The organism is Streptococcus sp. HMSC066F01 (genome assembly GCF_001837335.1).
Classification (GTDB): domain Bacteria; phylum Bacillota; class Bacilli; order Lactobacillales; family Streptococcaceae; genus Streptococcus; species Streptococcus oralis_S.
This window is the reverse complement of the sequence record NZ_KV832110.1, coordinates 17,820-40,833: the sequence shown is the minus strand read 5'-3', so window position 1 is coordinate 40,833 and position 23,014 is coordinate 17,820. Positions and strand designations below refer to the sequence as shown.

General features: G+C 40.9%; 26 protein-coding genes. 2 read left to right on the top strand and 24 right to left on the bottom strand.

All coding sequences use genetic code 11. The annotated features are described in order from the left end of the window. Positions 1 to 37 precede the first annotated feature (37 nt). Entirely contained in the window at positions 38 to 1,399 is a 1,362-nt protein-coding gene (gene rlmD / locus HMPREF2655_RS03640) for a 23S rRNA (uracil(1939)-C(5))-methyltransferase RlmD (protein ID WP_070837620.1), read from the bottom strand. Between the two features lie 37 nt (positions 1,400 to 1,436). Between rlmD and recX the strand changes: the two genes are divergently transcribed. Then, positions 1,437 to 2,213 carry a recombination regulator RecX gene (gene recX / locus HMPREF2655_RS03635; protein ID WP_070837619.1) on the top strand — a complete coding sequence of 259 codons (777 nt, stop codon included), beginning with the start codon at positions 1,437 to 1,439 and terminating at the stop codon, positions 2,211 to 2,213. Between the two features lie 88 nt (positions 2,214 to 2,301). Continuing rightward, the gene (locus HMPREF2655_RS03630; RefSeq protein WP_000775318.1) at positions 2,302 to 2,835 is read left to right on the top strand and encodes a nucleoside tri-diphosphate phosphatase; all 534 of its coding nucleotides are present in this window, start codon (positions 2,302 to 2,304) and stop codon (positions 2,833 to 2,835) included. A 69-nt stretch (positions 2,836 to 2,904) separates the two neighbouring features. Here HMPREF2655_RS03630 and HMPREF2655_RS03625 read toward each other — a convergent pair whose 3' ends face one another. The 23 genes from HMPREF2655_RS03625 to HMPREF2655_RS03515 form a co-directional block, all read right to left on the bottom strand. Next, a complete protein-coding gene (locus HMPREF2655_RS03625; RefSeq protein WP_000567566.1) occupies positions 2,905 to 3,672 on the bottom strand; it encodes an epoxyqueuosine reductase QueH in 768 nt (255 codons plus the stop codon). Positions 3,673 to 3,799: 127 nt separating this feature from the next. Then, entirely contained in the window at positions 3,800 to 5,422 is a 1,623-nt protein-coding gene (gene groL / locus HMPREF2655_RS03620; protein ID WP_070837617.1) for a chaperonin GroEL, read from the bottom strand. A 15-nt stretch (positions 5,423 to 5,437) separates the two neighbouring features. Continuing rightward, positions 5,438 to 5,722: a co-chaperone GroES gene (groES, locus tag HMPREF2655_RS03615; protein ID WP_070837615.1), complete on the bottom strand. Its 285-nt coding sequence runs from the start codon at positions 5,720 to 5,722 to the stop codon at positions 5,438 to 5,440. Between the two features lie 295 nt (positions 5,723 to 6,017). Further along, positions 6,018 to 6,413: a single-stranded DNA-binding protein gene (locus HMPREF2655_RS03610; protein ID WP_000282459.1), complete on the bottom strand. Its 396-nt coding sequence runs from the start codon at positions 6,411 to 6,413 to the stop codon at positions 6,018 to 6,020. A 76-nt stretch (positions 6,414 to 6,489) separates the two neighbouring features. Continuing rightward, entirely contained in the window at positions 6,490 to 7,251 is a 762-nt protein-coding gene (locus tag HMPREF2655_RS03605) for an SDR family NAD(P)-dependent oxidoreductase (RefSeq protein WP_070837612.1), read from the bottom strand. A gap of 42 nt (positions 7,252 to 7,293) precedes the next feature. Continuing rightward, positions 7,294 to 7,920 (bottom strand): YtpR family tRNA-binding protein, encoded by a 627-nt coding sequence (gene ytpR, locus HMPREF2655_RS03600; RefSeq protein ID WP_070837610.1) that lies wholly within the window; start codon positions 7,918 to 7,920, stop codon positions 7,294 to 7,296. 15 nt (positions 7,921 to 7,935) lie between these two features. Beyond that, positions 7,936 to 8,253, bottom strand: coding sequence for a thioredoxin family protein (locus HMPREF2655_RS03595; RefSeq protein ID WP_070837608.1), 318 nt, complete (start codon positions 8,251 to 8,253; stop codon positions 7,936 to 7,938). Then, a complete protein-coding gene (locus HMPREF2655_RS03590; protein WP_008277325.1) occupies positions 8,250 to 8,549 on the bottom strand; it encodes a DUF4651 domain-containing protein in 300 nt (99 codons plus the stop codon). Before HMPREF2655_RS03590 ends, HMPREF2655_RS03595 begins: the two co-directional genes overlap by 4 nt. A 91-nt stretch (positions 8,550 to 8,640) precedes the next feature. Continuing rightward, positions 8,641 to 10,248 (bottom strand): CTP synthase, encoded by a 1,608-nt coding sequence (locus HMPREF2655_RS03585; RefSeq protein WP_070837606.1) that lies wholly within the window; start codon positions 10,246 to 10,248, stop codon positions 8,641 to 8,643. Between the two features lie 329 nt (positions 10,249 to 10,577). Next, complete coding sequence (rpoE, locus tag HMPREF2655_RS03580) at positions 10,578 to 11,168, bottom strand: DNA-directed RNA polymerase subunit delta (protein WP_000418415.1); 591 nt, start codon at positions 11,166 to 11,168, stop codon at positions 10,578 to 10,580. Positions 11,169 to 11,619: 451 nt separating this feature from the next. Then, positions 11,620 to 12,219 (bottom strand): hypothetical protein, encoded by a 600-nt coding sequence (locus HMPREF2655_RS10415; protein WP_257367821.1) that lies wholly within the window; start codon positions 12,217 to 12,219, stop codon positions 11,620 to 11,622. 57 nt (positions 12,220 to 12,276) lie between these two features. Next, entirely contained in the window at positions 12,277 to 13,083 is an 807-nt protein-coding gene (locus HMPREF2655_RS10410; protein WP_257367820.1) for a hypothetical protein, read from the bottom strand. A 74-nt stretch (positions 13,084 to 13,157) separates the two neighbouring features. Then, a complete protein-coding gene (locus tag HMPREF2655_RS03570) occupies positions 13,158 to 15,809 on the bottom strand; it encodes a valine--tRNA ligase (protein WP_070837604.1) in 2,652 nt (883 codons plus the stop codon). Then, positions 15,802 to 17,178, bottom strand: coding sequence for a hypothetical protein (locus HMPREF2655_RS03565; protein ID WP_050543173.1), 1,377 nt, complete (start codon positions 17,176 to 17,178; stop codon positions 15,802 to 15,804). Before HMPREF2655_RS03565 ends, HMPREF2655_RS03570 begins: the two co-directional genes overlap by 8 nt. Before the next feature lie 5 nt (positions 17,179 to 17,183). Continuing rightward, entirely contained in the window at positions 17,184 to 17,774 is a 591-nt protein-coding gene (locus tag HMPREF2655_RS03560) for a GNAT family N-acetyltransferase (protein ID WP_000196176.1), read from the bottom strand. A gap of 277 nt (positions 17,775 to 18,051) precedes the next feature. Then, positions 18,052 to 18,447, bottom strand: coding sequence for a helix-hairpin-helix domain-containing protein (locus HMPREF2655_RS03555; protein ID WP_000038696.1), 396 nt, complete (start codon positions 18,445 to 18,447; stop codon positions 18,052 to 18,054). A 97-nt stretch (positions 18,448 to 18,544) separates the two neighbouring features. Further along, positions 18,545 to 18,799, bottom strand: coding sequence for a DUF1912 family protein (locus tag HMPREF2655_RS03550; protein WP_000119707.1), 255 nt, complete (start codon positions 18,797 to 18,799; stop codon positions 18,545 to 18,547). A 9-nt stretch (positions 18,800 to 18,808) separates the two neighbouring features. After that, on the bottom strand, positions 18,809 to 20,143 hold the full coding sequence (locus HMPREF2655_RS03545) for a DUF438 domain-containing protein (protein ID WP_070837602.1): 1,335 nt from the start codon (positions 20,141 to 20,143) through the stop codon (positions 18,809 to 18,811). Then, on the bottom strand, positions 20,143 to 20,376 hold the full coding sequence (locus tag HMPREF2655_RS03540) for a DUF1858 domain-containing protein (protein WP_000368739.1): 234 nt from the start codon (positions 20,374 to 20,376) through the stop codon (positions 20,143 to 20,145). Before HMPREF2655_RS03540 ends, HMPREF2655_RS03545 begins: the two co-directional genes overlap by 1 nt. A 261-nt stretch (positions 20,377 to 20,637) precedes the next feature. Continuing rightward, a complete protein-coding gene (locus tag HMPREF2655_RS03530; protein ID WP_070837600.1) occupies positions 20,638 to 20,820 on the bottom strand; it encodes a hypothetical protein in 183 nt (60 codons plus the stop codon). Position 20,821: 1 nt separating this feature from the next. Beyond that, positions 20,822 to 21,601, bottom strand: a complete 780-nt coding sequence (locus HMPREF2655_RS03525) for a hypothetical protein (RefSeq protein WP_070837598.1) — start codon at positions 21,599 to 21,601, stop codon at positions 20,822 to 20,824. Between the two features lie 149 nt (positions 21,602 to 21,750). Further along, positions 21,751 to 22,101: a 30S ribosome-binding factor RbfA gene (gene rbfA, locus HMPREF2655_RS03520; RefSeq protein ID WP_070837596.1), complete on the bottom strand. Its 351-nt coding sequence runs from the start codon at positions 22,099 to 22,101 to the stop codon at positions 21,751 to 21,753. A 165-nt stretch (positions 22,102 to 22,266) separates the two neighbouring features. After that, the coding region (locus HMPREF2655_RS03515; RefSeq protein ID WP_373878876.1) for a translation initiation factor IF-2 at positions 22,267 to 23,014 on the bottom strand (748 nt) is incomplete at its 5' end.

Genomic DNA, 23,014 nt, shown 5'->3' with positions numbered 1-23,014 from the left:
ACTTTTCCGCCTTTGTCAAGGACTTTTTTCAGTGAATTTAATTTTTTCTTTTCTTCACTAACTTAACTACTGCTTCTGTTCGTGCAGTGTGGGGAAACATATCGACTGACTGGATATACTGGAGATCATAAACTTTTACCAGCTTAACCAAATCTCGCGCCAAGGTCGAAACATTGCAAGAAACATAGACCATTTTGTCTGGAACATAGGTCAGAATGGTATCCAGTAGCTTATCATCTAAGCCTGTACGAGGAGGATCGACTATCAATGCATCCGCTCGGTAGCCTTCTTTATACCAGCGTGGAATAATCTCTTCAGCTGTTCCCGCTTCGTAATGGGTATTGTCAAACCCCATTCTCTGAGCATTTCTCTTGGCATCTTCTATGGCTTCCGGAATAATGTCCATTCCTCTGAGACTCTTGACCTTATTTGCGAAGGCAAATCCGATCGTCCCAACACCGCAATATGCATCGATTAGATGATCCTCTTTGCTGACATCCAGAGCTTTAACTGCTTCTTCATAGAGAATTTCGGTCTGCTCAGGATTGAGCTGATAGAATGCTCGAGGGGAGAGAGAAAACTCATAGTCGAGTACTCCTTCTTGGATACTCTCTTGGCCCCAGATAATTTCCGTCTGTTCACCATAAATTTCACTTGTTTTTGCTGTATTTGTATTGACAGCAACCGTGACAACTTCTGGAAAATCATTGACTAGGTCTTTAACTAGTTGATGTAAATTCAGCTGGCGATTCGTGACGATGATTATTTGGACTTGTCCCGTTTTTCTCGCTCTGCGTACCATGATGGTGCGAACGCCGAGCGTTTTTCTCTCATCGGTGATGGGGATTTGATGGTAAGTAAGAAGTTCAGCTAGGCGATTCGCTATCACTTGGGTTTCCTTATCTTGTACCAAGCAGTCTTTTAACTCTACGAGGTAATGAGAGTTTTGCGCATACAGACCTGCCTTGACCTGATTGTTGAATTTTCGAGTCTGGAATTGAAGCTTAGCACGGTAGTACTTTGGTTCCTGCATTCCGATAGTTGGACGGATTTCATAGTTTTCATATCCCGCAGGGGCAAATTTTTTCAGAGCTTGATGGAGCAGATCCGTTTTAAACTCTAATTGTTTATCATAGTGGAGATGCATAATTTGACATCCGCCACATTCGTTATAAATCGTACAAGCTGGTACGACTCGAAATTTTGACTTCTTATTAACCTTTAGCAATTTGGCTTCGACAAAGTTTCGTTTAATAGAAGTAATCTGACAATAGATGTCTTCTCCTTTGAGGGCGCCTGGCACAAAAACGAGGGTTTTCTGGTAGAAACCGATTCCCTCACCATTGATGCCCATCCGCTTGATTTTTAAAGGTATTTTTTGTTTGACTTTTAGATTCATACCCCTATCTTATCACATTTTAGGGTATAATAGAAATATGAAAATCACAAAACTTGAAAAGAAAAAACGTCTCTACTTGATGGAGTTAGATGGACAGCAAACATCTTATATCACGGAAGATACCATTGTCCGTTTTATGCTATCTCGAGATAAGGTGATTAGCAAGGAAGAATTAATCGATATACAGGGCTTTGCTCAGTTTTCTTATGGTAAGAATCTTGCCCTCTACCATTTATCCTTCAAGGCTCGTACTGAAAAGGAAGTGCGAGAGTATCTGAAAAAGTATGATATTGAAGAAAAAATCATTAGTCAAGTTATCGCTAACCTTAAAGAAGATAACTGGATTAATGATCGTCAGTATGCCTACTCTATCATCAACGCCAATCAACTTTCTGGAGACAAGGGACCCTATGTGCTAGCTCAAAAACTGTCTCAAAAAGGGATTGCCAAATCAACTATTGAAGAGGTTTTAAAGGATTTTGATTTTTCAGAGGTTGCTCAACGTGTGGCGGAGAAACTGCTAAAAAAATACACGGGAAAGCTTCCCGCTCGTGCCTTGCAGGATAAGATTATTCAAAACTTGACGAACAAAGGCTTCTCCTATTCTGATGCTAAAAATGCTTTTGATGACTTGGATAGTCAAGTCGACCAAAAAACGACTCAAGAGCTTATTTTTAAAGAACTGGATAAACAATATTCTAAATATGCTCATAAATATGAAGGTTACGAACTAAAGCAACGTTTAACTCAAGTCCTAGCTAGAAAAGGCTATGATTTTTCGGATATAGCAAGCGCTCTCAGAGAATATCTTTAACATTTTCGTGTAAAATTCAAAAAAATTAGACCGATTTATGATATAATAGTAAACGATAAACTTATAAATTGTAGAAAGTTGGTTAGTTATGAAACTTCCAAAAGAAGGCGACTTTATTACAATTCAAAGTTATAAGCATGATGGGAGTCTTCACCGTACTTGGCGAGACACCATGGTACTAAAAACAACAGAGAACGCCATTATCGGCGTCAACGACCACACACTTGTTACCGAAAGTGACGGTCGTCGTTGGGTGACTCGAGAACCGGCTATTGTTTACTTTCACAAAAAATATTGGTTTAATATCATTGCTATGATTCGCGATAATGGAATTTCCTACTATTGCAATATGGCTAGCCCCTACTATCTAGATGAGGAAGCCCTGAAATACATTGATTATGATTTGGATGTCAAGGTCTTCACTGATGGTGAAAAGCGTCTCTTGGACGTTGAAGAGTATGAGCGCCATAAACGCAAAATGAAGTATTCTGATGATTTAGACTATATTTTGAAAGAGCATGTTAAAATCCTTGTTGATTGGATCAACAATGGACGCGGTCCTTTCTCGGAGGCCTATGTCAACATTTGGTACAAACGCTACATAGAACTAAAGAATCGGTAAAGTTGTCAAACCGGGGTGAAAGCTCTGGTTTTTTATTTGAAAAACCCAGCTTTACAGCTGGGTTGATTTCTATATATCTAATTTAGTAACAGTAAACTTGATGTGGGAATAGTCTTTTTCAACATCCTTATCCAACAAGAAAGCCGTGGCATCCTTCTTAATCTGAACAAGGTCAATGTTCTGGGCTTGAGCTGCATAGACGCATCCACAATAACATTGACGATAGATATCATACTCCTCGCACATCTCCACCGAGCGCTTGTAACCTTGATTTTTCTTGAAATCACTTGGAAGATAGTGGGTGGTATAAATCTTTTGCACATCAATTCCGATGCTATTGATGGTTTGAGAATTCTTATGGGGACTGATGGTCAAGGCTGAACCAAAGTAGTCAAAGCCCAAGTCCATAGCTACCTGTGCTGTTTTATCCAAACGGTAATCAAAACAAACCTTACAACGATCACCGCCTTCTGGCTCTTCCTCCAGTCCTCTGACTAACTTCCGGTATTCATTGGGTTCATAAGGCGCTTCTAAATACTGGACCGTATTTCCTGTCCTCTCATTGAAATCACTGACAAATTTCTTGGTGACGTAAGCTCTCTTGTGGTATTCTGCCTTAGGATGGATATTGGAATTGGCAAAATAGATGGTCACATCAGCGTACTTGGTCAGATACTCTAGGGTGTAGGTACTACAAGGAGCACAGCAAACATGCATGAGAATAGTGGGACGTTGCTCATTTTTTTCCCAAACCTGAACCATTTTCTGCATGACACGGTCATAATTAATCTTCTGATTGGGATTCATCTTGCTCAGAATTTCTTCTACATCAATCATGTTCTTCTCCTTTTACTATTAGTTATTTTACCATATATCACCAACCAGCTCAAATCTATTTTATAAAAAGGAAGCGATAAAAGGAGGGATGCCTGTTCCCTCCTTTTGTGTTTTTTATAAGTTGCTTTTACATCATCCCGCCCATCATGCTTGGATCCATTGCTGGAGCTGGGGTAATTGGTTCTGGTTTATTGGCTACGACTGCTTCTGTTGTTAAAATCAAGCTAGCTACAGAGGCTGCATTTTGAAGGGCAGAACGGCTAACCTTAACTGGGTCGATGATCCCTTCTTCAATCATATTAACCCACTCTCCAGTTGCTGCGTTGAAGCCTGTACCAAGCTCAGCATTTTTCAAACGGTCAATGACGATAGACCCTTCGAATCCAGCATTGTGAGCAATTTGACGAACAGGTTCTTCCAAGGCACGAAGAACAATATTGCGTCCTGTCGCTTCATCTCCTGTCAATTCCAAATCAGCTACGGCTGGAATGACATTTACAAGAGCTGTTCCACCACCTGCAACGATTCCTTCTTCAACGGCCGCACGAGTAGCGTTGAGGGCATCTTCAATGCGGAGTTTCATTTCTTTCAACTCCGTTTCAGTTGCTGCACCGACCTTAATAACAGCGACACCACCTGACAATTTCGCCAAGCGTTCTTGCAATTTTTCACGGTCAAATTCAGAAGTTGTTGTTTCGATTTGAGACTTGATAACCGCAACACGGTGAGAAATAGCTTCAGGATTTCCAGCACCTTCTACGATAACCGTGCTATCTTTGTCGACAGTTACTCTCGCTGCTTGCCCAAGCGCTTCAATTGTGGCATCTTTCAACTCAAGACCAAGGTCTTCTGTGATGACGGTTCCACCTGTCAAAATGGCAATATCTTCGAGCATAGCCTTACGACGGTCACCGAAACCAGGAGCTTTGACAGCAACGACGTTGAAGGTTCCACGAATCTTGTTCAAAACAAGAGTCGGAAGAGCTTCGCCGTCCACATCATCTGCAATAATCAAGAGCGGACGATTGCTTTGGAGAATACTTTCTAGGAGTGGCAAGATTTCTTGGATATTGGAGATCTTCTTGTCTGTAATCAAGATGTATGGATTTTCAAGGTCAGCCACCATTTTTTCGCTATCTGTCACCATGTACTGTGAAAGGTAACCGCGGTCGAACTGCATTCCTTCAACAACTTCAAGTTCTGTTTCCATACCACGTGACTCTTCAATGGTGATGACGCCGTCTTTACCGACTTTTTCCATAGCTTCAGAGATGTACTCACCAACTTTTTCAGAACGAGAAGATACGGCAGCAACCTGAGCGATGGCTTCTTTATTTGCAACTGGGATGGCATTGTTTTTCAAGGCTTCTACAGCTGCGGCAACCGCTGCTTCAATTCCCCGACGGATACCGATTGGGTTGGCACCTGCTGTGACGTTCTTGATTCCTTCACGGACGATAGCTTGGGTCAAAACAGTTGCAGTTGTTGTTCCATCACCTGCGATATCGTTGGTCTTTGAAGCGACTTCTGATACCAACTTGGCACCCATATTTTCAAAATGGTCTTCCAACTCGATTTCTTTGGCAATAGTCACACCGTCGTTGGTGATGAGTGGTGAACCAAATGATTTTTCAAGAACAACATTACGTCCTTTTGGTCCCAAGGTTACTTTAACAGTATCTGCTAGGATATCGACACCACGGACCATAGCTGAACGAGCATCAGATGAAAATTTAATTTCTTTTGACATACTTACTTTCTCCTTCTATTCTTCAATGATTGCCAAAATATTGGCTTCGCCTACGATGATGTACTTTTCATCTCCATCTTTGACATCAATACCCGCATGTGCTTCAACTAAGACACAGTCTCCAGCCTTAACGCTTGGAGCAACCAAGTCACCATTCAAGGTACGAACACCTTGTCCTGTAGCTATAACTTGGGCTGTTTTTGTTTGTTCTTGGGCTGAGCCTGCAAGGACAAAGCCTCCAACAGTTTGTTCTTTTTCTTCGATTTTCAAGACCACACGGTCTCCTAATGGTTTCAACATTTGCTTTCCTCCATGATGACATACATATTATTAGCACTCTTTATATCTGAGTGCTAAATTATAGTTCTATTGTATCACTTGGTCAGAAATAGTCAAGAAAAAAGTCTGACTTTCTCAATATAAAAAAGCCTGAGACCAACTCAGACTTCTCAATGTTTATACCAAGATCAAACTAAGAAGCTAGCCGTAGGTTGCTCAAAACAGTGTTTTGAGGTTGTAGATAAGACTGACGAAGTCAGTTACATATATAATCCAAGGCGACGTTGACGTGGTTTGAAGAGATTTTCGAAGAGTATTAAAATGGCAATTCTTCCTCTTCCAAGACCAAATCTGCCAAATCCTGTCCTGCGTTATTTTCACGCATAGCACGTTGGGCGCGGCTTTCCAAAAGTTGGAATCCTGTGGCAAGGACTTCAGTCACATAGTTCATCTGGCCATTTTTCTCAAAGCGACGGGTACGAAGTTCTCCATCCACAGAGATAAGACTACCTTTAGTTGCGTAGCTTGCCAAGGTTTCAGCCAATTTTCCCCAAAGAACAAGATTGACAAAATCAGCTTCGCGTTCCCCATTCTGGTCTTTGTAACGACGGTTCACAGCGATTGTTGCGCGCGCTACTGACTTGTCATTGTTGGTTTTGTGCAATTCTGGTGTAGACGTCAAACGCCCAATCATGATAACTTTATTATACATTTTTCATCCTCCTACTTATCTATTCGCAGGAAATCAAAAAAAGTTACAGAAATTTGTAACTTTTCGAGGAAATCTTTTACTTTTTATGAACCATAAATCCAGTCGCCTGTTGATTGGCCATAATGGTCATATCTGTAATCTGCACACGACGAGGCTGACTGGTCACATAGACCACTGTGTCTGCAATATCCTGAGCTTGCAAGGCTTCGATTCCCTGATAGACCGCCTCAGCTCGCTCTTTGTCTCCATGAAAACGTACGGTTGAGAAATCTGTTTCAACAATTCCAGGCTGAATGGTCGTAACCTTGATATCCGTTGCGATGGTATCAATTCGCAGACCATCTGAAAAAGTTTTAACTGCAGCCTTGGTGGCTGAATAAACCGCTGCACCCGCATAGGCGTAGATTCCTGCAGTTGACCCCATATTGATGATATGACCTTGATTTACCTCAACCATGGAAGGTAAGAAAGAGCGAGTGACTGCCATCAAACCCTTGACATTGGTATCCAACATGGTCAGCATATCCAATTCTTCATAGTCTTGATAGGGAGCCAAGCCAAGAGCTAGTCCAGCATTATTGACCAAGATATCAATCTGCCCTAACGTTTCCAAAATATCGGAGCAGACAGTCTTGACCATGGTCATATCCGTGACATCCAGTGGAAAAGTCCAAACTGTTTGATTTGGAAAAGTTTCTGCAAACTCTGACTTGAGGGCCACTAGTCTGTCTGTCCGTCGCCCTGTTAGAACGACATTCTCACCCTGATCCAGATAAGCACGCGCAATCGCTTCACCGATTCCTGAAGTCGCTCCTGTAATCACCACATTTTTTGCCATCTTATTTCCTTCTATACTAGCGAGACAGATACTGACAACTTCCTAGGCAGTCCAATGTTTTGCTGGGTCAAATGGAGTTCCAACAACTTGGTCTTCTGATAATTCAATAACCCCACGTTTTTGCGGAGCGTTTGGCAGATGCAATTCACGAGGGCTGCACATCATTCCAAAACTCTTTTCGCCACGAAGTTCGCCTGGGAAAATGAGATTGCCTTTTGGCATCATAGCTCCCGGAAGAGCCACAATGGTTTTCAAGCCAAGACGCGCATTGGGAGCCCCTGCAACGATTTGCACTGTCTTGTCACTTGCGACTGCAACTTGGCAGACATTGAGGTGGTCACTATCCGGATGAGCTACCATCTCGACAATTTCACCGACAACAAACTTAGGTTCTTTGTCATTGACAATTTCTTCCACAAAGCCTTCCGCCTGCAATTCTTGGTTCAAACGAGCGACTTGCTCATCTGATAAAAAGACTTGACCACGCCCTGCAATTTCAAACAAACTTGAAACTTCGAAAATATTCCACGCTACTGTTTCTCCATTTTCTTTGAGGAAAACACGAGCTACTTTGCCTTTGCGCTCCACGTCCAACTTGGCATCGCCGCTATTTTTCACGATAACCATAAGGACATCGCCGACATGCTCTTTGTTATATGTAAAAATCATTCTTTCCTTTTTCTCCTATTTCAGTGCTGCTAAAAAGTCATTAATTTGTTCCTTGCTTTTACGGTCGCGATTGACAAATCGACCGATTTCCTTGTCCTTTTCTAGTACAACAAGGCTAGGAATCCCGTAAACATCCCAAAGTTTGGCCAGATCCAGATACTGGTCTCGGTCCACTCGGATAAAGGTGAACTCTGGATTGGTTTCCTCAATCTCTGGCAAGGATGGATAGATATAACGACAATCGCCACACCAGTCCGCCACAAAAAAGAAGACCTTCTTGCCATCTTGCTCGACAAAACCTGCGAGTTCTTCTATACCACTGGGAATAATCATAAAACTTCCTCCTCATAGACCAGGTCTTCATTTTCATAGACAAAGGTATAGTGACGACCATCCTCGAAAATGACTCCTCCGACGAGTCGCTCTAGACTACTTTCGTAGACTTGAACATAGAGAGTCGCAATCTCACCCATATCTGAGAAAAGTTCGCGCACGATAGCGGTCAACTCTTCTTGAGTCTTCATGAGTTTGTGGTTATCTGCTGCTTTTTTGGCACCCAAAGCGAGGGCACTTAGACCAGCTACAGTCAAGCCAGTCATCCATAATTTCTTAGCTTTCATACCTTTCATTGTAACACAAAAAGGGCTCTAGGACAAATGAGGAAGTAGCAGAAAAACAAGTAAAAATCCTCTGAGATTCTTCTCAAAGGTTCTGATTGTGCTAATTACTGTTCTCAACTGCTGCAGTGACAAAGGCAGTGTAGAGTTCCTCTGGACGGTTTGGACGGCTGGAAAGTTCAGGGTGATACTGACACGCCACAAAGAATTTATTTTCAGGAATTTCCACGATTTCTACCAAACGATTATCAGGTGAAACTCCTGAAAAGACAAAACCTGCCGCCTCAAACTGTTCACGAAAGGCATTGTTAAACTCATAACGGTGACGGTGACGGCGTTGCACCACTTCTTGATTGTGATAAGCAGCCGCTGCCTTAGAGCCACGTTTCAACTTAGATGGGTAAAGTCCCAATCGAAGGGTTCCTCCCATATCCTCAATATCAACCTGGTCACGCATGATATCAATGATAGGGTATTTTGTATCAGAATCAAGCTCTGCAGAATTGGCACCTTCAAGCCCTAAAACGTGACGAGCAAACTCGATACAAGTCAACTGCATTCCCAAGCAGACTCCCAACATTGGAATATCATTCTCACGCGCATAACGGATGGCTTGGATTTTCCCTTCCGTACCACGTTGACCGAAACCGCCTGGTACGATGATTCCGTCCGCATCAGACAAGAGCTCCGCCACATTCTCTGCTGTCACATCATTAGCATTGATCCAATTAATCTTCACTTCTGCGTCGTTGGCATAACCAGAGTGTTTCAAGGCTTCGACCACAGAGATGTAGGCATCTTGCAACTCCACATACTTACCAACAAGGGAAATCTTGACTTGTTTTTTCAGGTTCATGACCTTGTCCACCATGGCTGACCACTCAGTCATATCCGCTACTGGTGCGTCTAGTTTCAAATGGTCACAAACAATTTGGTCCATACCTTGCGCCTGTAAATTCAATGGAATTTGGTAAAGGTGTTCAACATCCAAAGACTCGATAACAGCTTCTGGTGCCACATCACAGAACTGAGCTAGTTTGTTTTTAATGCCTTGACCAGCTGGTTTCTCAGTACGAATAACTAACATATTTGGCTGGATTCCCAAACCGCGTAATTCTTTTACAGAATGCTGGGTTGGCTTGGTCTTCATCTCACCAGCAGCCTTGAGATAAGGAAGCAAGGTTGTATGGATGTACATGACATTATCTGCCCCCACATCTGCCTTCATCTGACGAAGGGCCTCTAGGAATGGCAAGGACTCGATATCTCCAACGGTTCCACCAACCTCTGTAATAATGACATCTGAGTCGGTCGTTACAGCGGCACGCTTGATTTTTTCCTTCAAAGCATCTGTGATATGAGGAATGACTTGAACAGTTGCCCCAAGGTATTCTCCACGGCGCTCCTTACGAAGAACTTCACTGTAAATTTTCCCAGTTGTCACGTTGGAATATTTGTTGAGATTGATATCGATGAAACGTTCATAGTGCCCCAAGTCCAAATCTGTCTCAGCACCATCATCTGTAACAAAGACTTCCCCATGCTGGTAAGGACTCATGGTTCCCGGATCAATATTGATATAAGGGTCAAACTTCTGAATAGTCACTTTTAGACCACGATTTTTCAAGAGACGGCCCAGACTTGCTGCGACAATTCCTTTCCCAATAGACGACACCACACCACCAGTTACAAAAATATATTTCGTAGACATAGATTCCTCTTTCTAAAATGCTCAAGGCCTTGTTAACTACGAGGGGACATAGAAAACAAGACCCTTATGAATAACGACTTTTCAAGAAAAACTTCCTGAAAAACAAAAATAGCTCCCTAGTAACTAGGGAGCCCCGACCTCTAAAAGAGGTGCCCGAACAATATGATACCTTAAAGCAGAACATTTGTCAACCCGAATTGGTAAAAGATGAAAAAAGGAGATTGTTTTCAGAAAACCAACTAAAGATCTACAACCTAACGGAAGACTCGCTTAACTACTCTGCCCAAGCAACAAAAAAGGAGATCAGGCGATCTCCTCTGTGAAGTCTTTTACTCTTCTTCACTTGTTTCAGCGTCATCGTCAGAAAACTCGTCGTCTTCTTCGTTGAGATCCACGTCTTCACCCAAGTCATCAGGAGCGATTTCGTTGATTTCTGCATCGTAAGCTTCCACTTCATTTTTCTCATCATCTGGATTTTCATCATCATATGAAAGAGCTGGGTCTGCTTCGTATGCATCTTCGTCTTCTGGATCATCTGCATTGTAGTCAATGGCATCTGAATCACCATCCATAAAGGCATTGACACGTTTTTTCTTAGCTTTTGGCGCTACTTCATCGTCGTCACTTTCTTCAAGAGCGATGATTTCTTCGTCGATTTCGTCAACACCATACCATGAACGAAGCCCCCATTTGTTGTCTCCAAGAGAGATGAAGCTACCGTCAAAGTTCAACTCTGTGTAGAACAAAGGCAAAGCTTCGCGGATATCGCTGTTCGATGTTCCAAGGTAGTTTTGAATTTCGTTTACAAGATCGCTAAAATGCATCTCATGATCGCGACCACGAAGTTCCAAGATAGCACGCGCTACCTCAATCATAGATAGTTCACTTTTTTCTTGCCCAGCAAATACTTCTAATTCCAAAGCGTTTCTCCTCATTTATACTACTATCGCCAGAGCAAACAGACTCTGACCTCATTTTATCATGTACTATTTATTGTACGATAATTTTACGGAATAGTCAAAGGTTAAATGGGAGAAAGTGACAGGACTTTTTATTTCTTTGCTACCCAGCCGATGGCATCGTGAGGTGGGGTTTCAGTATCAATCCAGATGATTTATAAAAATTAAGTTGCAATGTTGTACTTATCAAGTAGGTTTGAACTGACGTGCTTATTGTGTAGTGAATTGGTTTCCAAAAGTATTGATTTTTTCAGTATAACATAAATAATAACTTGAAAATAAGAAATATAATTCGTTACTTATTATAATACCTTTGAAAATGAGGCATACAAATGATACTATAAAAATGTGTTTAACACATAATATTGAGTAGATGTAGATATAGAAGGAATAAGGACATCTAACATAATCTTCATAAATTTTGGCGGGAAACCTCTGCATAATAAATTGGAATTTTAATTATATTTCCAAATAAATTTATTTTTTTAAACTTTACTTTAGGAACTAAATTCAGACCTCTATATTTATCATTTAAAATATCTTCTAACTTATAAGAGCAAGAATCCTTCTTTAATAGTTGTTTATAATGCTGTGTCAATAAAATGAAACTATCTGAAAAATAATCCACTGAATAATTGGTTAAAGTAAAAAATAATATTTTATTTGGTCTGATTCCGCTATATTTATGATCAAAATATTTGTCAAAAACATTCTCTACAGTTAAATTTTTCATAGCATTTTTATTTTGTGCAGCACCTTTAGATAATAATTTTTTTAAATTCCTTATATCGTTTACTGAATCAACAGGGAGTTTAAATTTTAATTCAATAGCATGAACTATGTTTGCTCTTTTGTCATATACAATTAAATCTTCTCCCGGGCTACCATTTTTATCAATGTCAAAATCATATATATCTGATTTCATAGACTTAAGTTCGTTAATTTGATGTAACTCTAGTTTCTTTTGTTCATTTTGATAGAATGAGTGATTTTTAATACTTAATAGCTTCAATATATTCTTATCTAACCTTTGAGTATTAAATAAACTTACCGATAGAATCAACTTCCCTTATACTGGAATAAAGTACGATAGTATAGGATCACTATCTAATGATTTAAAATTATATATTAAAAAATCTATAATGTGGTTAATTTTTTCGTCGCATAATTCTGGAATTACTTGGCTTAACTTTGCAACCCATTCGCTTTTTTCTAACTCAATATACCCAATTTTATTTGTGACCATAATCGGTTTTAAATACTCAATCTCGATAATATGATCTATCCCTTTACAGAATTTTTTATAGTCTTCTAAAGTAAAATTGTTTATGTTAAGATCAACTGTCAAATCAAATATCTTGTCTGTTATATCTTGCAACTTTGTAGCTCCTGCTATTGCACTTTGTTGTTCCAACATATGCCAATAACCATTATATATATCATTTATTTTATACTCATCTCTCTTATATTCGAAACGAATAGTCCGGTTTTGAAAGACAACATTCACAACTTGGATTTTATAAAGTTGAATAAAGTCCTCAAATTCCAAATAATCAGATATCCTTTGAAGCAATAAAATTAGGTCACGAACTTCTATTTTCTTACCATCTACTTGTGATGTCTCAACAAGATTATGAAATATAAAAGGTAACGATTTTTGAATTATTCTAACAATTTTCTCACTATCTCTATATATACCTTCCGTTTTGAAAAATGAAAATAATTTCCCCCTAGAAAGAAACATGGAGGTCTCAAATCTAGAAATTAAAAATTTTATTGCATCATCTCTATTCATTTTGAATAAATCATGATTTAATATCTCTTTTCTTATTTCACTTTTTTTACTCTCTAATTGCTGTAAAATAGTATTGGTCATACTGATTTCCTCCAATGCTTTCCCCATAATATCAATTATACCAAAAAACACGGTTCATCACCGTGTTTCTGTGTTTATTTAACCAACCTCTTCATCTCATCAATACGTGCGACGGTCGCGTCGTATTTAGCTTGGTAGTCGGCTTGTTTGTCGCGTTCTTTTTGGACGACTTCTAGTTTAGCATTGGCTACGAAGCGTTCGTTAGAGAGTTTCTTGCCGACCATATCCAGTTCTTTTTGCCATTTAGCCAGTTCCTTGTCGAGGCGAGCCAGTTCTTCTTCGACATTGAGGAGGTCAGCGAGCGGCAAATAGATTTCTGCTCCTGTGATGACGCTTGACATAGCCAGTTCAGGTGCAGGAATGTTTGAAGCTATTTCCAAGTGTTCTGGATTTGTGAAGCGTTTGATGTAGTTGACATTGCTGTTAAAGAAGGCTTCCAAGTCGCTATCGCTGGTCTTAACAAGGATGGTGATTGGCTTGCTTGGTGCAACGTTTACTTCCGCACGCGCATTCCGAACAGAACGGATCAGATCCTTGAGGGCTTCCACGCCAGCTGCTGCCTCGGCATTTTCAAACTCTGGACGAACCACTGGATAAGCCGCTGTCACAATGGTGCCTTCTGAGATCTGATCAAAGATTTCCTCAGTCACGAATGGCATGATTGGGTGAAGGAGACGAAGGATCTTGTCCAAGGTGTAAAGGAGAACAGAACGTGTGATGACTTTCTCTTCTTCATTATCACTATAAAGGACTTCCTTGGTCAACTCAACATACCAGTCCGCAAACTCGTCCCAGATGAAGTTGTAGAGGATGTGTCCAGCTACCCCAAACTCAAATTTATCAAAGTTTTCAGTGACTTTTCCGATCGTTTCATTGAGGTTGTGGAGAATCCAGCGGTCTGTGACGTTTCCAGCTTCCTTGTTGGCAACTTTTTTGACATTGGCAGTTGCTTGCTCAAGGGTCAAACCTTCATTGTTCATGAGGATGTAGCGAGAGATGTTCCAAATCTTGTTAATGAAGTTCCATGACGCGTCCATTTTCTCATAAGAGAAGCGCACGTCTTGACCTGGTGCAGAACCGTTTGAAAGGAACCAACGAAGGCTATCTGTTCCGTATTTATCAATAACATCCATTGGATCAATCCCGTTACCGAGAGATTTCGACATCTTGCGTCCTTGCTCATCACGAATGAGACCATGAATCAAGGCATTTTTGAATGGTGACTTGCCAGTAAATTCCAAACCTTGGAAAATCATCCGAGACACCCAGAACGGAATAATATCATAACCAGTCACCAAAGTTGATGTTGGATAATAACGTTTAAAGTCTTCTGAGTCGACATCAGGCCAGCCCATGGTAGAGAATGGCCAAAGAGCCGAACTGAACCACGTATCCAAGACGTCTTCGTCCTGAGTCCATCCATCACCTTCTGGAGCTTCTTCGCCGACATATATTTCACCCTCAGCATTATACCAAGCAGGGATTTGGTGACCCCACCAGAGCTGACGAGAGATTACCCAGTCGTGGACATTTTCCATCCATTGGAGGAAGGTATCGTTGAAACGAGGTGGGTAGAATTCTACCTTATCGTCTGTGTCTTGGTTGGCAATAGCGTTCTTAGCTAATTGGTCCATCTTAACGAACCATTGTGTAGACAAGCGTGGCTCAACCACAACACCTGTACGCTCTGAGTGACCAACACTGTGGACACGTTTTTCGATTTTAACAAGGGCACCGATTTCTTCCAACTTAGCAACGACTGCCTTACGAGCTTCAAAACGGTCCATGCCTGCAAATTCAAAGGCCAAGTCGTTCATGGTTCCATCGTTGTTCATGACGTTAACTTGTGGCAAGTTATGGCGTTGACCAACCAAGAAGTCGTTTGGATCGTGGGCAGGTGTGATTTTCACGACACCTGTACCAAATTCAGGATCAGCGTGCTCATCTCCAACGATTGGGATGAGTTTATTAGCGATTGGAAGGATAACATTTTTTCCAATCAAGTCCTTGTAGCGTGGGTCTTCTGGATTGACCGCAACAGCAACGTCCCCAAACATAGTTTCAGGACGAGTTGTCGCAACTTCAAGGGCGCGTGAGCCATCTTCCAGCATGTAATTCATATGGTAGAAGGCACCTTCGACATCCTTGTGAATCACCTCGATATCAGAAAGTGCTGTGCGAGCTGCTGGATCCCAGTTGATGATAAACTCACCACGGTAGATCCAGCCTTTCTTGTATAGGTCCACAAAGACCTTACGAACGGCTTTTGACAAACCTTCGTCAAGGGTGAAACGCTCGCGAGAGTAGTCTACAGAGAGCCCCATCTTGCCCCATTGTTCCTTGATAGTCGTCGCATATTCGTCTTTCCATTCCCAGACTTTATCTAGGAATTTTTCACGACCAAGGTCATAACGGCTAATACCCTCACCACGCAAGCGCTCCTCAACCTTAGCCTGAGTCGCAATCCCAGCGTGGTCCATACCAGGAAGCCAAAGGGTATCAAAGCCTTGCATACGCTTTTGACGGATGATGATATCCTGCAAGGTCGTATCCCAAGCGTGACCAAGGTGAAGTTTACCTGTAACGTTTGGTGGTGGAATCACGATCGAATAAGGCTTAGCCTTTTGATCGCCTGAAGGCTTGAAAACATCGGCATCAAGCCATTTTTGGTAACGACCAGCCTCAACCTCGGCTGGATTGTATTTAGGTGAAAGTTCTTTAGACATTATTTTTTCTCCTTTTATTTTTTTCAAATTTATAATATCTTTTTGATGGATCTAAATAGAAATATTTTAACAACCAAATCATGCCCCTTCCAATAATTAATGATAATATGAAACAAAAGAAAACAATTATAGTTGAGGCAATAAATTCAGATGTCCAATCAAATATCGAATTTATTAGTTTGGCCAACTCTACTTTAATCTTCCATCCCCATATAATTTCAATTAACTTTGGAATAATACTCAACATTAATAAAGTAAGAAAACAATATATTTGAACTCGATAGAGGTGTCTATCCATTTTATCAGTTCTTATTGGTTTTTTCTTATATTTATTTGTATCAAACTGAGAATTTATTTCCCCTATTAGATTTGGAATTAGTATTGGTAAAAACCAGCTTAGAGCATTGATTAATTCGTTTTCAACTTGATTAAATACTGTCAACAATAATATACTCATTGTTGCAGTTAGCCATGAAGCAATCACTTCTTTTATATCTTTTGCACCATATCCAATCATATTATAAATTTGCCACCAAAAGAATGAATAAAGTACTATATATAAAATGAATGTAAGAATGTCAATTAGTAAAACAGTCTCAGAATTCATAGCTTTAGAAAAAAAGTAATAAAGATAGATATAATACCACAAAAACGAAGTAATAAACATCGTGGCATATACATTCCATAGTGTCCTTCCCTTAGGAACATCTACTTTATTAACTTTTTTAAATATCTTAATTGATACTATACTTTTTATGGTAGATAATATAGATGGTAGTATTAATATTGTTAAAATACTGAACCAGTTGTTTATTTGATTTTCACTTATACCATAATTAGTTAAGAAATACTGAGATACGTTAATCAAAATTGATTCAACTAAATTCAGATTTTGTAAAAAGTAAATCAATATTCCGCAGAATATTCCATCAAAAACATTTATAAAAGCCAAGGATTCAGTACTTTTTGTAAGAAAGTCTCTAAACTTATTAAATCGATTTATATATTTAAGTGCATATATCAGTATCAATGCAAACTGGAAAATTATAACTAATTTTAAATCGATTAGGAAGAATATAATCAAAGTTGAGATAGAAATACACCAATAAGTAAGAATAGCAATTTTAGAGTTCCTTATTTTAGAGAATAATTTAAGATAAAAAACTATCAAAAACAAAAGAATTATTATCTCCAGAATAGAAAGTGTAATATCCTTGCTAAAAAATATGCTTAATAAAAATGTGGGAAGTGCTAAACCTAAAACAGATACAAGGGATAGCATTGGAAAAAAAGCAAGCGCACTCAAACATATTTTCCAAACTTGAACAAAAAACCTCCTTACTCTATCGTCGGTCTTAAGAAAACACATTAATTTCAAAAGTTACCTCCCTTATCTAACAGTTTTTTCTCCCTCCCCCACTCACTCCTCAGCAAGCCGTATCTCAAATCATCACAGCGATTGCCTTGGGCATCTTTGCGGTCTCGAATGCGAGCTTCGAGGGTAAAGCCTAATTTTTCAGCGACTCGTTGACTTTGGACATTGTAGCCAAAACAAGTCAGCTCAATCTTGTGAAGACCAAGTTCTTTAAAAGCTAAATCAATCAAGGTACTCGCAGCTTCTGGAACATAACCTAGACCCCAATAGTCTGGATGTAAGATATAGCCAATCTCCAAGACATCATCCTCGTGACGACGAGGGAAATCAACAGAGCCGATGATAGTATCGGTCCCTTTAACCACTATGCCGTAACCAGCTGGGAGATTGTCCTTTTCATTGCGCTCGGGCAGAATATGCTCCAGATAATAAATCTCATCTTCCAAGGTCTTGACGGGCGGAAAGCCTGCTGGGTAGGAAACTTCTGGCCTACTGGCATAGTCAAAGATATCCACAACATCAGCCACGGTACGGACTCGTAAGACTAGCCGTTCGGTTTCTAAACGTTCTGGCAACTCTGCTCTTGTCATCCTTCTACCTCGCTTTCTACAAAAAATCGCCCCTGCCATCTACATGACAGGGACGAATGAGTTTATCCGCGGTACCACCCAATTTCGGGCAAAGCCCGCAACTCTCGTCTTTATAATAAAAAGACAATATTATTTCATTTTTCATCCATCAGCAACCAGTTTTGACACATTTGTGGACTTCTCAGCACCGCCACTTTCTGTAAAATGTGGGATTCAAAACACCTCTAATGGCTCTATTGTAGCAAGTTTTTCTCGGAAATGCAAGGGTCAAGAAAAATTACTTGAAGCTGATTCCATGTTCTTTTAATTTCTTAATGGTAGCTGGGCCGATTCCTTTCAAGGCAAGGAGTTCTTTTTCAGTCCAATTTTTAAAGTCAGCAGCCGACTTGATACCTTCATCATAGAAAGTTTTAGCACGATCAAGTGGAAGTCCACCTAGGTCAGCTGCGAAATCTTCAACAGAAGTTGTAAGCTTGTGGGCTTGCTCTTTAGTTGCTTCTACAGCTTTTTCTACTTGCTTAGAGACTGCTTTTCCTGCCTCATTTGCAGCTTTTTCAGCATGCTTCACAACTTTTTTTGTTTCTTCGACAACCTTGTTTACAGCATTTGAAAATGCACCTGAACGACGAAGGCTATTTCGCAATTGTTTTTTACGTTGGAGTTTCTTTGACATGATAAAATCCTTTCAATAAAAAATCCCTGCTCTGACAAGGATTTAATAAAGATATTCTATCAAGATTTTGGCAAAAAATCAAGAAAGTATCTGAATTTTAATAGTTTCGCTCACCAAATAAGCCTTCTGGCAGATCATGAAATCCCTTGCCTGCTTTGAAGTTTTCAAACTTACCAAGCAAGAACTGGTAGGCATCCAAACGGCTCTCGTAGCGAATCATGGCATCTTTGGCACGTTCGTCTTGGTCTTCCTCGTAGACCTTTTGACTTTCCTTGTGCGCCATGTCGTTGATCATGATCTGGGTATTGACCCAGGCTTCGAATTCCTTCATAAATTCCTGTTCGTAACTCATTGATTCTCCTTATTCTAATCCACGGAAATAGTCCGTATCAATCTCTCGGTAGGGCTGGATATCCTGAACATACTCCAACACGCCTTGGAATTCCCCGTTTTCATCGTGTACTGCGGCATAGGTGATATGGACAAACTTGCCTCGCGACTCTGACTTGAACCACATTTCATACTTGTCCTTGACCCCTTCACGAAGACCTTTCATAACGGCCTTCACCTTTTCTAGGTACTTGGGCGGATGGCAGAGTTCTACATTGCGCCCGACTTGGGACGGCGTCCGTTTAAAAATCATCTCATCAGCCGGCGCATTGTCATTGTAGTACTGGAAAATGTCGTCTTTATTGACAAAGGTGATCTCCATAGGAAGGTGATTGAGGATGAGGTTGGCTTGCTCGACGGAGAGATAGCCATTGCCAAAAGCCTGTTGACTATGACGATCCAACACTGCTTCCTTTTCCTTAGGGGTAAAGGTAATGGTGAACTGTCCTTCTGGTGTATCGATAACTTGCTGCACTTGACCTTCTGCCGTGTCTAGTTGTACGGGCTCTTCTGCACTTTTTTCCTCAACGAAACTCTGGCGTTCTGGCACCCATTTCTCTGACGGACGGATGATGGCATAGCCGTAGGCGTCGCTCTCCTCCGCAATCTGAAGCCAGTCATCCTGGGTGAAGGACTCAAGAAGAATCATGAGGAGGATGGACTCTTCCTTGAAAATCATACTTTCAAACTCTGTCGCAAAAGCTTCAAAATCTTCTTTTACTTTACTAATTGGCACTTCTGGTAGTGCCTTGACTGTCGCTAGAGCTGTCTGAAAGAGTTCTCTGATCTGATCATCCACTCCCCACATGACTTTTGGAGGTGAATCGTGACCATAGCGTTCCATGATGGGAAAAAAGATCTCTTCCTTGCGCTGGTAGTGGACATCAAATTGGCCCAACAGCCCCATTTGACGAACCAAACCCTTACGCATCTCCGCTAGCATTTCCTCATCTTCCATAGTCTCATAGGTATCTAACAATCTCCGAATGCGAATCAAGGAAGCACGGAGAGCCAGATTTTCATCCTTGAAGACGCGAACTGGGTGACCTGGGTGCTCGGTATCTTCTACTTCGACGCCCTTTACTGCATTTTTAAAAAGATTAGCATGGACATCACAGAGTTCCATGACATCTTCAAAGGTGACACCTGAGTCTGAGTTCATCAGCTCGTGCTCCATGAGGGAAATCTCGATGGCTGAAACACCTGTAAAAGTCGCATCAAATCGCTCCTGAACTGACTCAGGAGAGGCGCCATTGTGCAATTCTAGCAAAATATCCCGTAGGATATGAATCCGTTCATCTGCCATTAGTCTAATCCAATCACTTCATAGCCGTTCGCTTCTAGCGTGCGGACAATCTTGTCCATAGGAGTTCCTTCAAGTTTAGAACCCTGTTTGAGCGATACTTTGCGACCGACTGTGTTGCGCATCAAGGGATTAGCAAGTGGTTTAAAACCGAGCTCCACTAGGATTTCCAAAACTTCTGGATGCTTGTCTACCACTTCTGCAACGGGTATTGACACATCGATGATATTGTCCATGACGACCTCCATTGTATGTTCTAATACTCAATGAAAATCAAAGAGCAAACTAGGAAGCTAGCCGCAGGTTGCTCAAAACAGTGTTTTGAGGTTGTGGATAGAACTGACGAAGTCAGTAACCATACCTACGGCAAGGTGAAGCTGACGTGGTTTGAAGAGATTTTCGAAGAGTATAAAATGATTTTACTGCTTATATTATACCATATGGAAAGAGATTAAAAAACTAGCAGCGGAATTCCTGCTAGTTTCTTTCATTTCAAGTTATTCCTTATCCTCTGGTTTTGCGAGCCACTGGGCTACATCCATCAGCTTGTCAGCAAGCAGTACTTTCCCGAAACCTACTAGAGCATTGTCATCTTTTTTCATGTTCTTCAGGACTTTTAGACTTTGCATCACAAAAAAGTAATTCCCGTAAGTCTTGGTTAGAATTTTAATGAACCCCATATTACTCACCTTCGATGATTTCTGCTTCTTTTCGGATGGTATCAATGTCTCTTTGATATTGAACTTCATTGTAGTTGACTAGTTTGGACAATTCCTGTTGCAATCTTTCTCCCATCGGCTTCATGGTCGCAAAGGTTAAGCCACCAGAAATGACTCCGCCTAGGATAGGAATCACTTTTCCCATTCCTTTGGCTAAGCCTCCCTTTGTCAGATTAACACCAAAAATTTTCAAAATTTTCTCTAAAATAGGATACCAGAGCGTCTTTGTCAAAGCTTTCTTGTTCACTACTTTTATGACTTGTTTGGCTACTGTCACTCCGCCTGATCGAAGCAGGGCACCTGCGCCATTTACTCCCAGCATGACACCGAGATACAGTAAAAGCGTGTTTTTAGCATCTTCGCTTAACTCATTGCGCGAAGCCCATAGATCATCAAATCCGTAAATATACCCTAGTTCCTGAGCTAGTTTTAATGAGAAAGCGTAAAATTGGGCTACATCTGTCGGAATGGTAATCGCCATGGCTAGGCCTCCAGGTAGACCTGCCAATACCGAAGTGCCGCTAGCCAGCAAGACATTGTCCTTAATACAGGCCTTTGCCACTCTATCCAAGCTTTCTTGAGGCAACAAAGAAGTCGGTCCTTGTTCTAATAAGGTAGCAATGTCCTTGCGATCTAATTCCTTGGAAAACTTTTCCACCAAAAATTTCTCTCGATCAACTTTGACTACGGGAAGTTTCACCACTTGTTGTAGTACTTGCATAGCTATATCTTGTTTAGCCATATATCTCTCCGTTTTTCATTCATATCAGACTTTATCATATCATACTATTTGAAATTTACAAATTTTTTAAACTGCCTTTTACAAAGGCAACATATTGATGATTAGCAAACAGACTACTCTGACAAAAAAAGAGGGGATACCCCTCTTTCTTAGTTCTTATCCAGATTGCGTAGCATCTCGTCAATCTTGTTTCCATATTCGATGGATTCGTCTTTGACGAAAGTCAAATCTGGGATTTTGTACAATTTCAAATTGCGACCAAGTTCACGTTTGATGGTACCTCTTGCTTTCTCAAGCCCGATTTGAGCTTTTTGGTTATCCGAAGCAAGGTTACTCAAAATGGTGTAGTAAACTTTGGCAACAGACAAGTCACCTAGCATCTGAACATCTGTGATGGTCACACCTTGAACACGCGGATCACGGACTTTCTTTTGCAAAATCTCATTGACTTCGCGCTTGATTTCCATGCCCACACGATCCGTACGGAAATGATTTGCCATGATATTCCTTTCTCTACTTTGAACCAAAAGCTAGGCCAGCAGACCTAGCTATTTCTGTTAGATAGAGGAACTAGAGCCATTTGAATCTAGGAAACAAGCCTTTGATAGAACTAAAGTTCATCAAGGCGCTGTTGACAACGAGTCAAATGAGCTATCGTTTCTCTATTATCGTTTGATTTCTTCCATGACATAGGCCTCAATCACATCATCCATCTTGATATCATTGTAGCCCTCAATCATCAATCCACCTTCACGACCGTTTGTAACTTCTTTGACGTCGTCTTTGTAGTGTTTCAAGCTGGCGAGTTCGCCATCATAGATAACGACACCATCACGGATAACACGGACTTTCGAGTCACGGGTAACCTTACCGTTGATAACCATGAATCCACCAATGGTTCCCACTTTAGATACCTTGAAGGTTTCACGGATAACTGCTTCACCGATAACTTTTTCTTCGAATTCTGGGTCAAGCATCCCTTTCATGGCTTCTTCCATCTCTTCGATAACCTTATAGATAATGCTGTGGAGACGGATTTCTACATCGTCAGCTTCCGCTTGTTGACGCGCTTGTGGTGTAGGGCGTACGTTGAAACCAACGATAAAGGCATTTGAAGCTTCCGCAAGAGTCACGTCAGATTCGTTGATAGCACCGACTGCCGAGTGGACAATGGTAACTTTGACACCTTCTACATCGATCTTTTGAAGTGAGGCAGAAAGGGCTTCAACAGAACCTTGTACGTCGGCCTTGATGATAACATTAACTGACTTAAGCTCACCAGCTTTAAGCGTATCAAAGAGGTTTTCAAGGCTGACACGTTGAGTAGCTTGACGTTGCTTCATAAGAGCACGTTTGGCACGTTCTTCACCGGCTGCACGCGCAGATTTTTCATCTTCGTAAACGGCAAAGTGG

What these genes read in the sequence shown, in the direction of transcription:
- HMPREF2655_RS03610 (WP_000282459.1), bottom strand. Translation starts at nt 6,413, where the DNA reads ATGTATAATAAAGTTATCATGATTGGGCGTTTGACGTCTACACCAGAA.
- HMPREF2655_RS03530 (WP_070837600.1), bottom strand. Translation starts at nt 20,820, where the DNA reads ATGGGGTTCATTAAAATTCTAACCAAGACTTACGGGAATTACTTTTTT.
- HMPREF2655_RS03605 (WP_070837612.1), bottom strand. Translation starts at nt 7,251, where the DNA reads ATGGCAAAAAATGTGGTGATTACAGGAGCGACTTCAGGAATCGGTGAA.
- HMPREF2655_RS03590 (WP_008277325.1), bottom strand. Translation starts at nt 8,549, where the DNA reads ATGAAAGGTATGAAAGCTAAGAAATTATGGATGACTGGCTTGACTGTA.
- HMPREF2655_RS03555 (WP_000038696.1), bottom strand. Translation starts at nt 18,447, where the DNA reads ATGTCAAAGAAACTCCAACGTAAAAAACAATTGCGAAATAGCCTTCGT.
- HMPREF2655_RS03630 (WP_000775318.1), top strand. Translation starts at nt 2,302, where the DNA reads ATGAAACTTCCAAAAGAAGGCGACTTTATTACAATTCAAAGTTATAAG.
- HMPREF2655_RS10410 (WP_257367820.1), bottom strand. Translation starts at nt 13,083, where the DNA reads ATGACCAATACTATTTTACAGCAATTAGAGAGTAAAAAAAGTGAAATA.
- HMPREF2655_RS03565 (WP_050543173.1), bottom strand. Translation starts at nt 17,178, where the DNA reads ATGTGTTTTCTTAAGACCGACGATAGAGTAAGGAGGTTTTTTGTTCAA.
- rlmD (WP_070837620.1), bottom strand. Translation starts at nt 1,399, where the DNA reads ATGAATCTAAAAGTCAAACAAAAAATACCTTTAAAAATCAAGCGGATG.
- ytpR (WP_070837610.1), bottom strand. Translation starts at nt 7,920, where the DNA reads ATGATTTTTACATATAACAAAGAGCATGTCGGCGATGTCCTTATGGTT.
- HMPREF2655_RS03545 (WP_070837602.1), bottom strand. Translation starts at nt 20,143, where the DNA reads ATGGCAGATGAACGGATTCATATCCTACGGGATATTTTGCTAGAATTG.
- HMPREF2655_RS03570 (WP_070837604.1), bottom strand. Translation starts at nt 15,809, where the DNA reads ATGTCTAAAGAACTTTCACCTAAATACAATCCAGCCGAGGTTGAGGCT.
- HMPREF2655_RS03625 (WP_000567566.1), bottom strand. Translation starts at nt 3,672, where the DNA reads ATGATTGATGTAGAAGAAATTCTGAGCAAGATGAATCCCAATCAGAAG.
- HMPREF2655_RS03585 (WP_070837606.1), bottom strand. Translation starts at nt 10,248, where the DNA reads ATGTCTACGAAATATATTTTTGTAACTGGTGGTGTGGTGTCGTCTATT.
- recX (WP_070837619.1), top strand. Translation starts at nt 1,437, where the DNA reads ATGAAAATCACAAAACTTGAAAAGAAAAAACGTCTCTACTTGATGGAG.
- HMPREF2655_RS03525 (WP_070837598.1), bottom strand. Translation starts at nt 21,601, where the DNA reads ATGGCTAAACAAGATATAGCTATGCAAGTACTACAACAAGTGGTGAAA.
- HMPREF2655_RS03560 (WP_000196176.1), bottom strand. Translation starts at nt 17,774, where the DNA reads ATGACAAGAGCAGAGTTGCCAGAACGTTTAGAAACCGAACGGCTAGTC.
- rbfA (WP_070837596.1), bottom strand. Translation starts at nt 22,101, where the DNA reads ATGGCAAATCATTTCCGTACGGATCGTGTGGGCATGGAAATCAAGCGC.
- groES (WP_070837615.1), bottom strand. Translation starts at nt 5,722, where the DNA reads ATGTTGAAACCATTAGGAGACCGTGTGGTCTTGAAAATCGAAGAAAAA.
- HMPREF2655_RS03550 (WP_000119707.1), bottom strand. Translation starts at nt 18,799, where the DNA reads ATGAGTTACGAACAGGAATTTATGAAGGAATTCGAAGCCTGGGTCAAT.
- groL (WP_070837617.1), bottom strand. Translation starts at nt 5,422, where the DNA reads ATGTCAAAAGAAATTAAATTTTCATCTGATGCTCGTTCAGCTATGGTC.
- HMPREF2655_RS03540 (WP_000368739.1), bottom strand. Translation starts at nt 20,376, where the DNA reads ATGGACAATATCATCGATGTGTCAATACCCGTTGCAGAAGTGGTAGAC.
- HMPREF2655_RS03595 (WP_070837608.1), bottom strand. Translation starts at nt 8,253, where the DNA reads ATGATTATTCCCAGTGGTATAGAAGAACTCGCAGGTTTTGTCGAGCAA.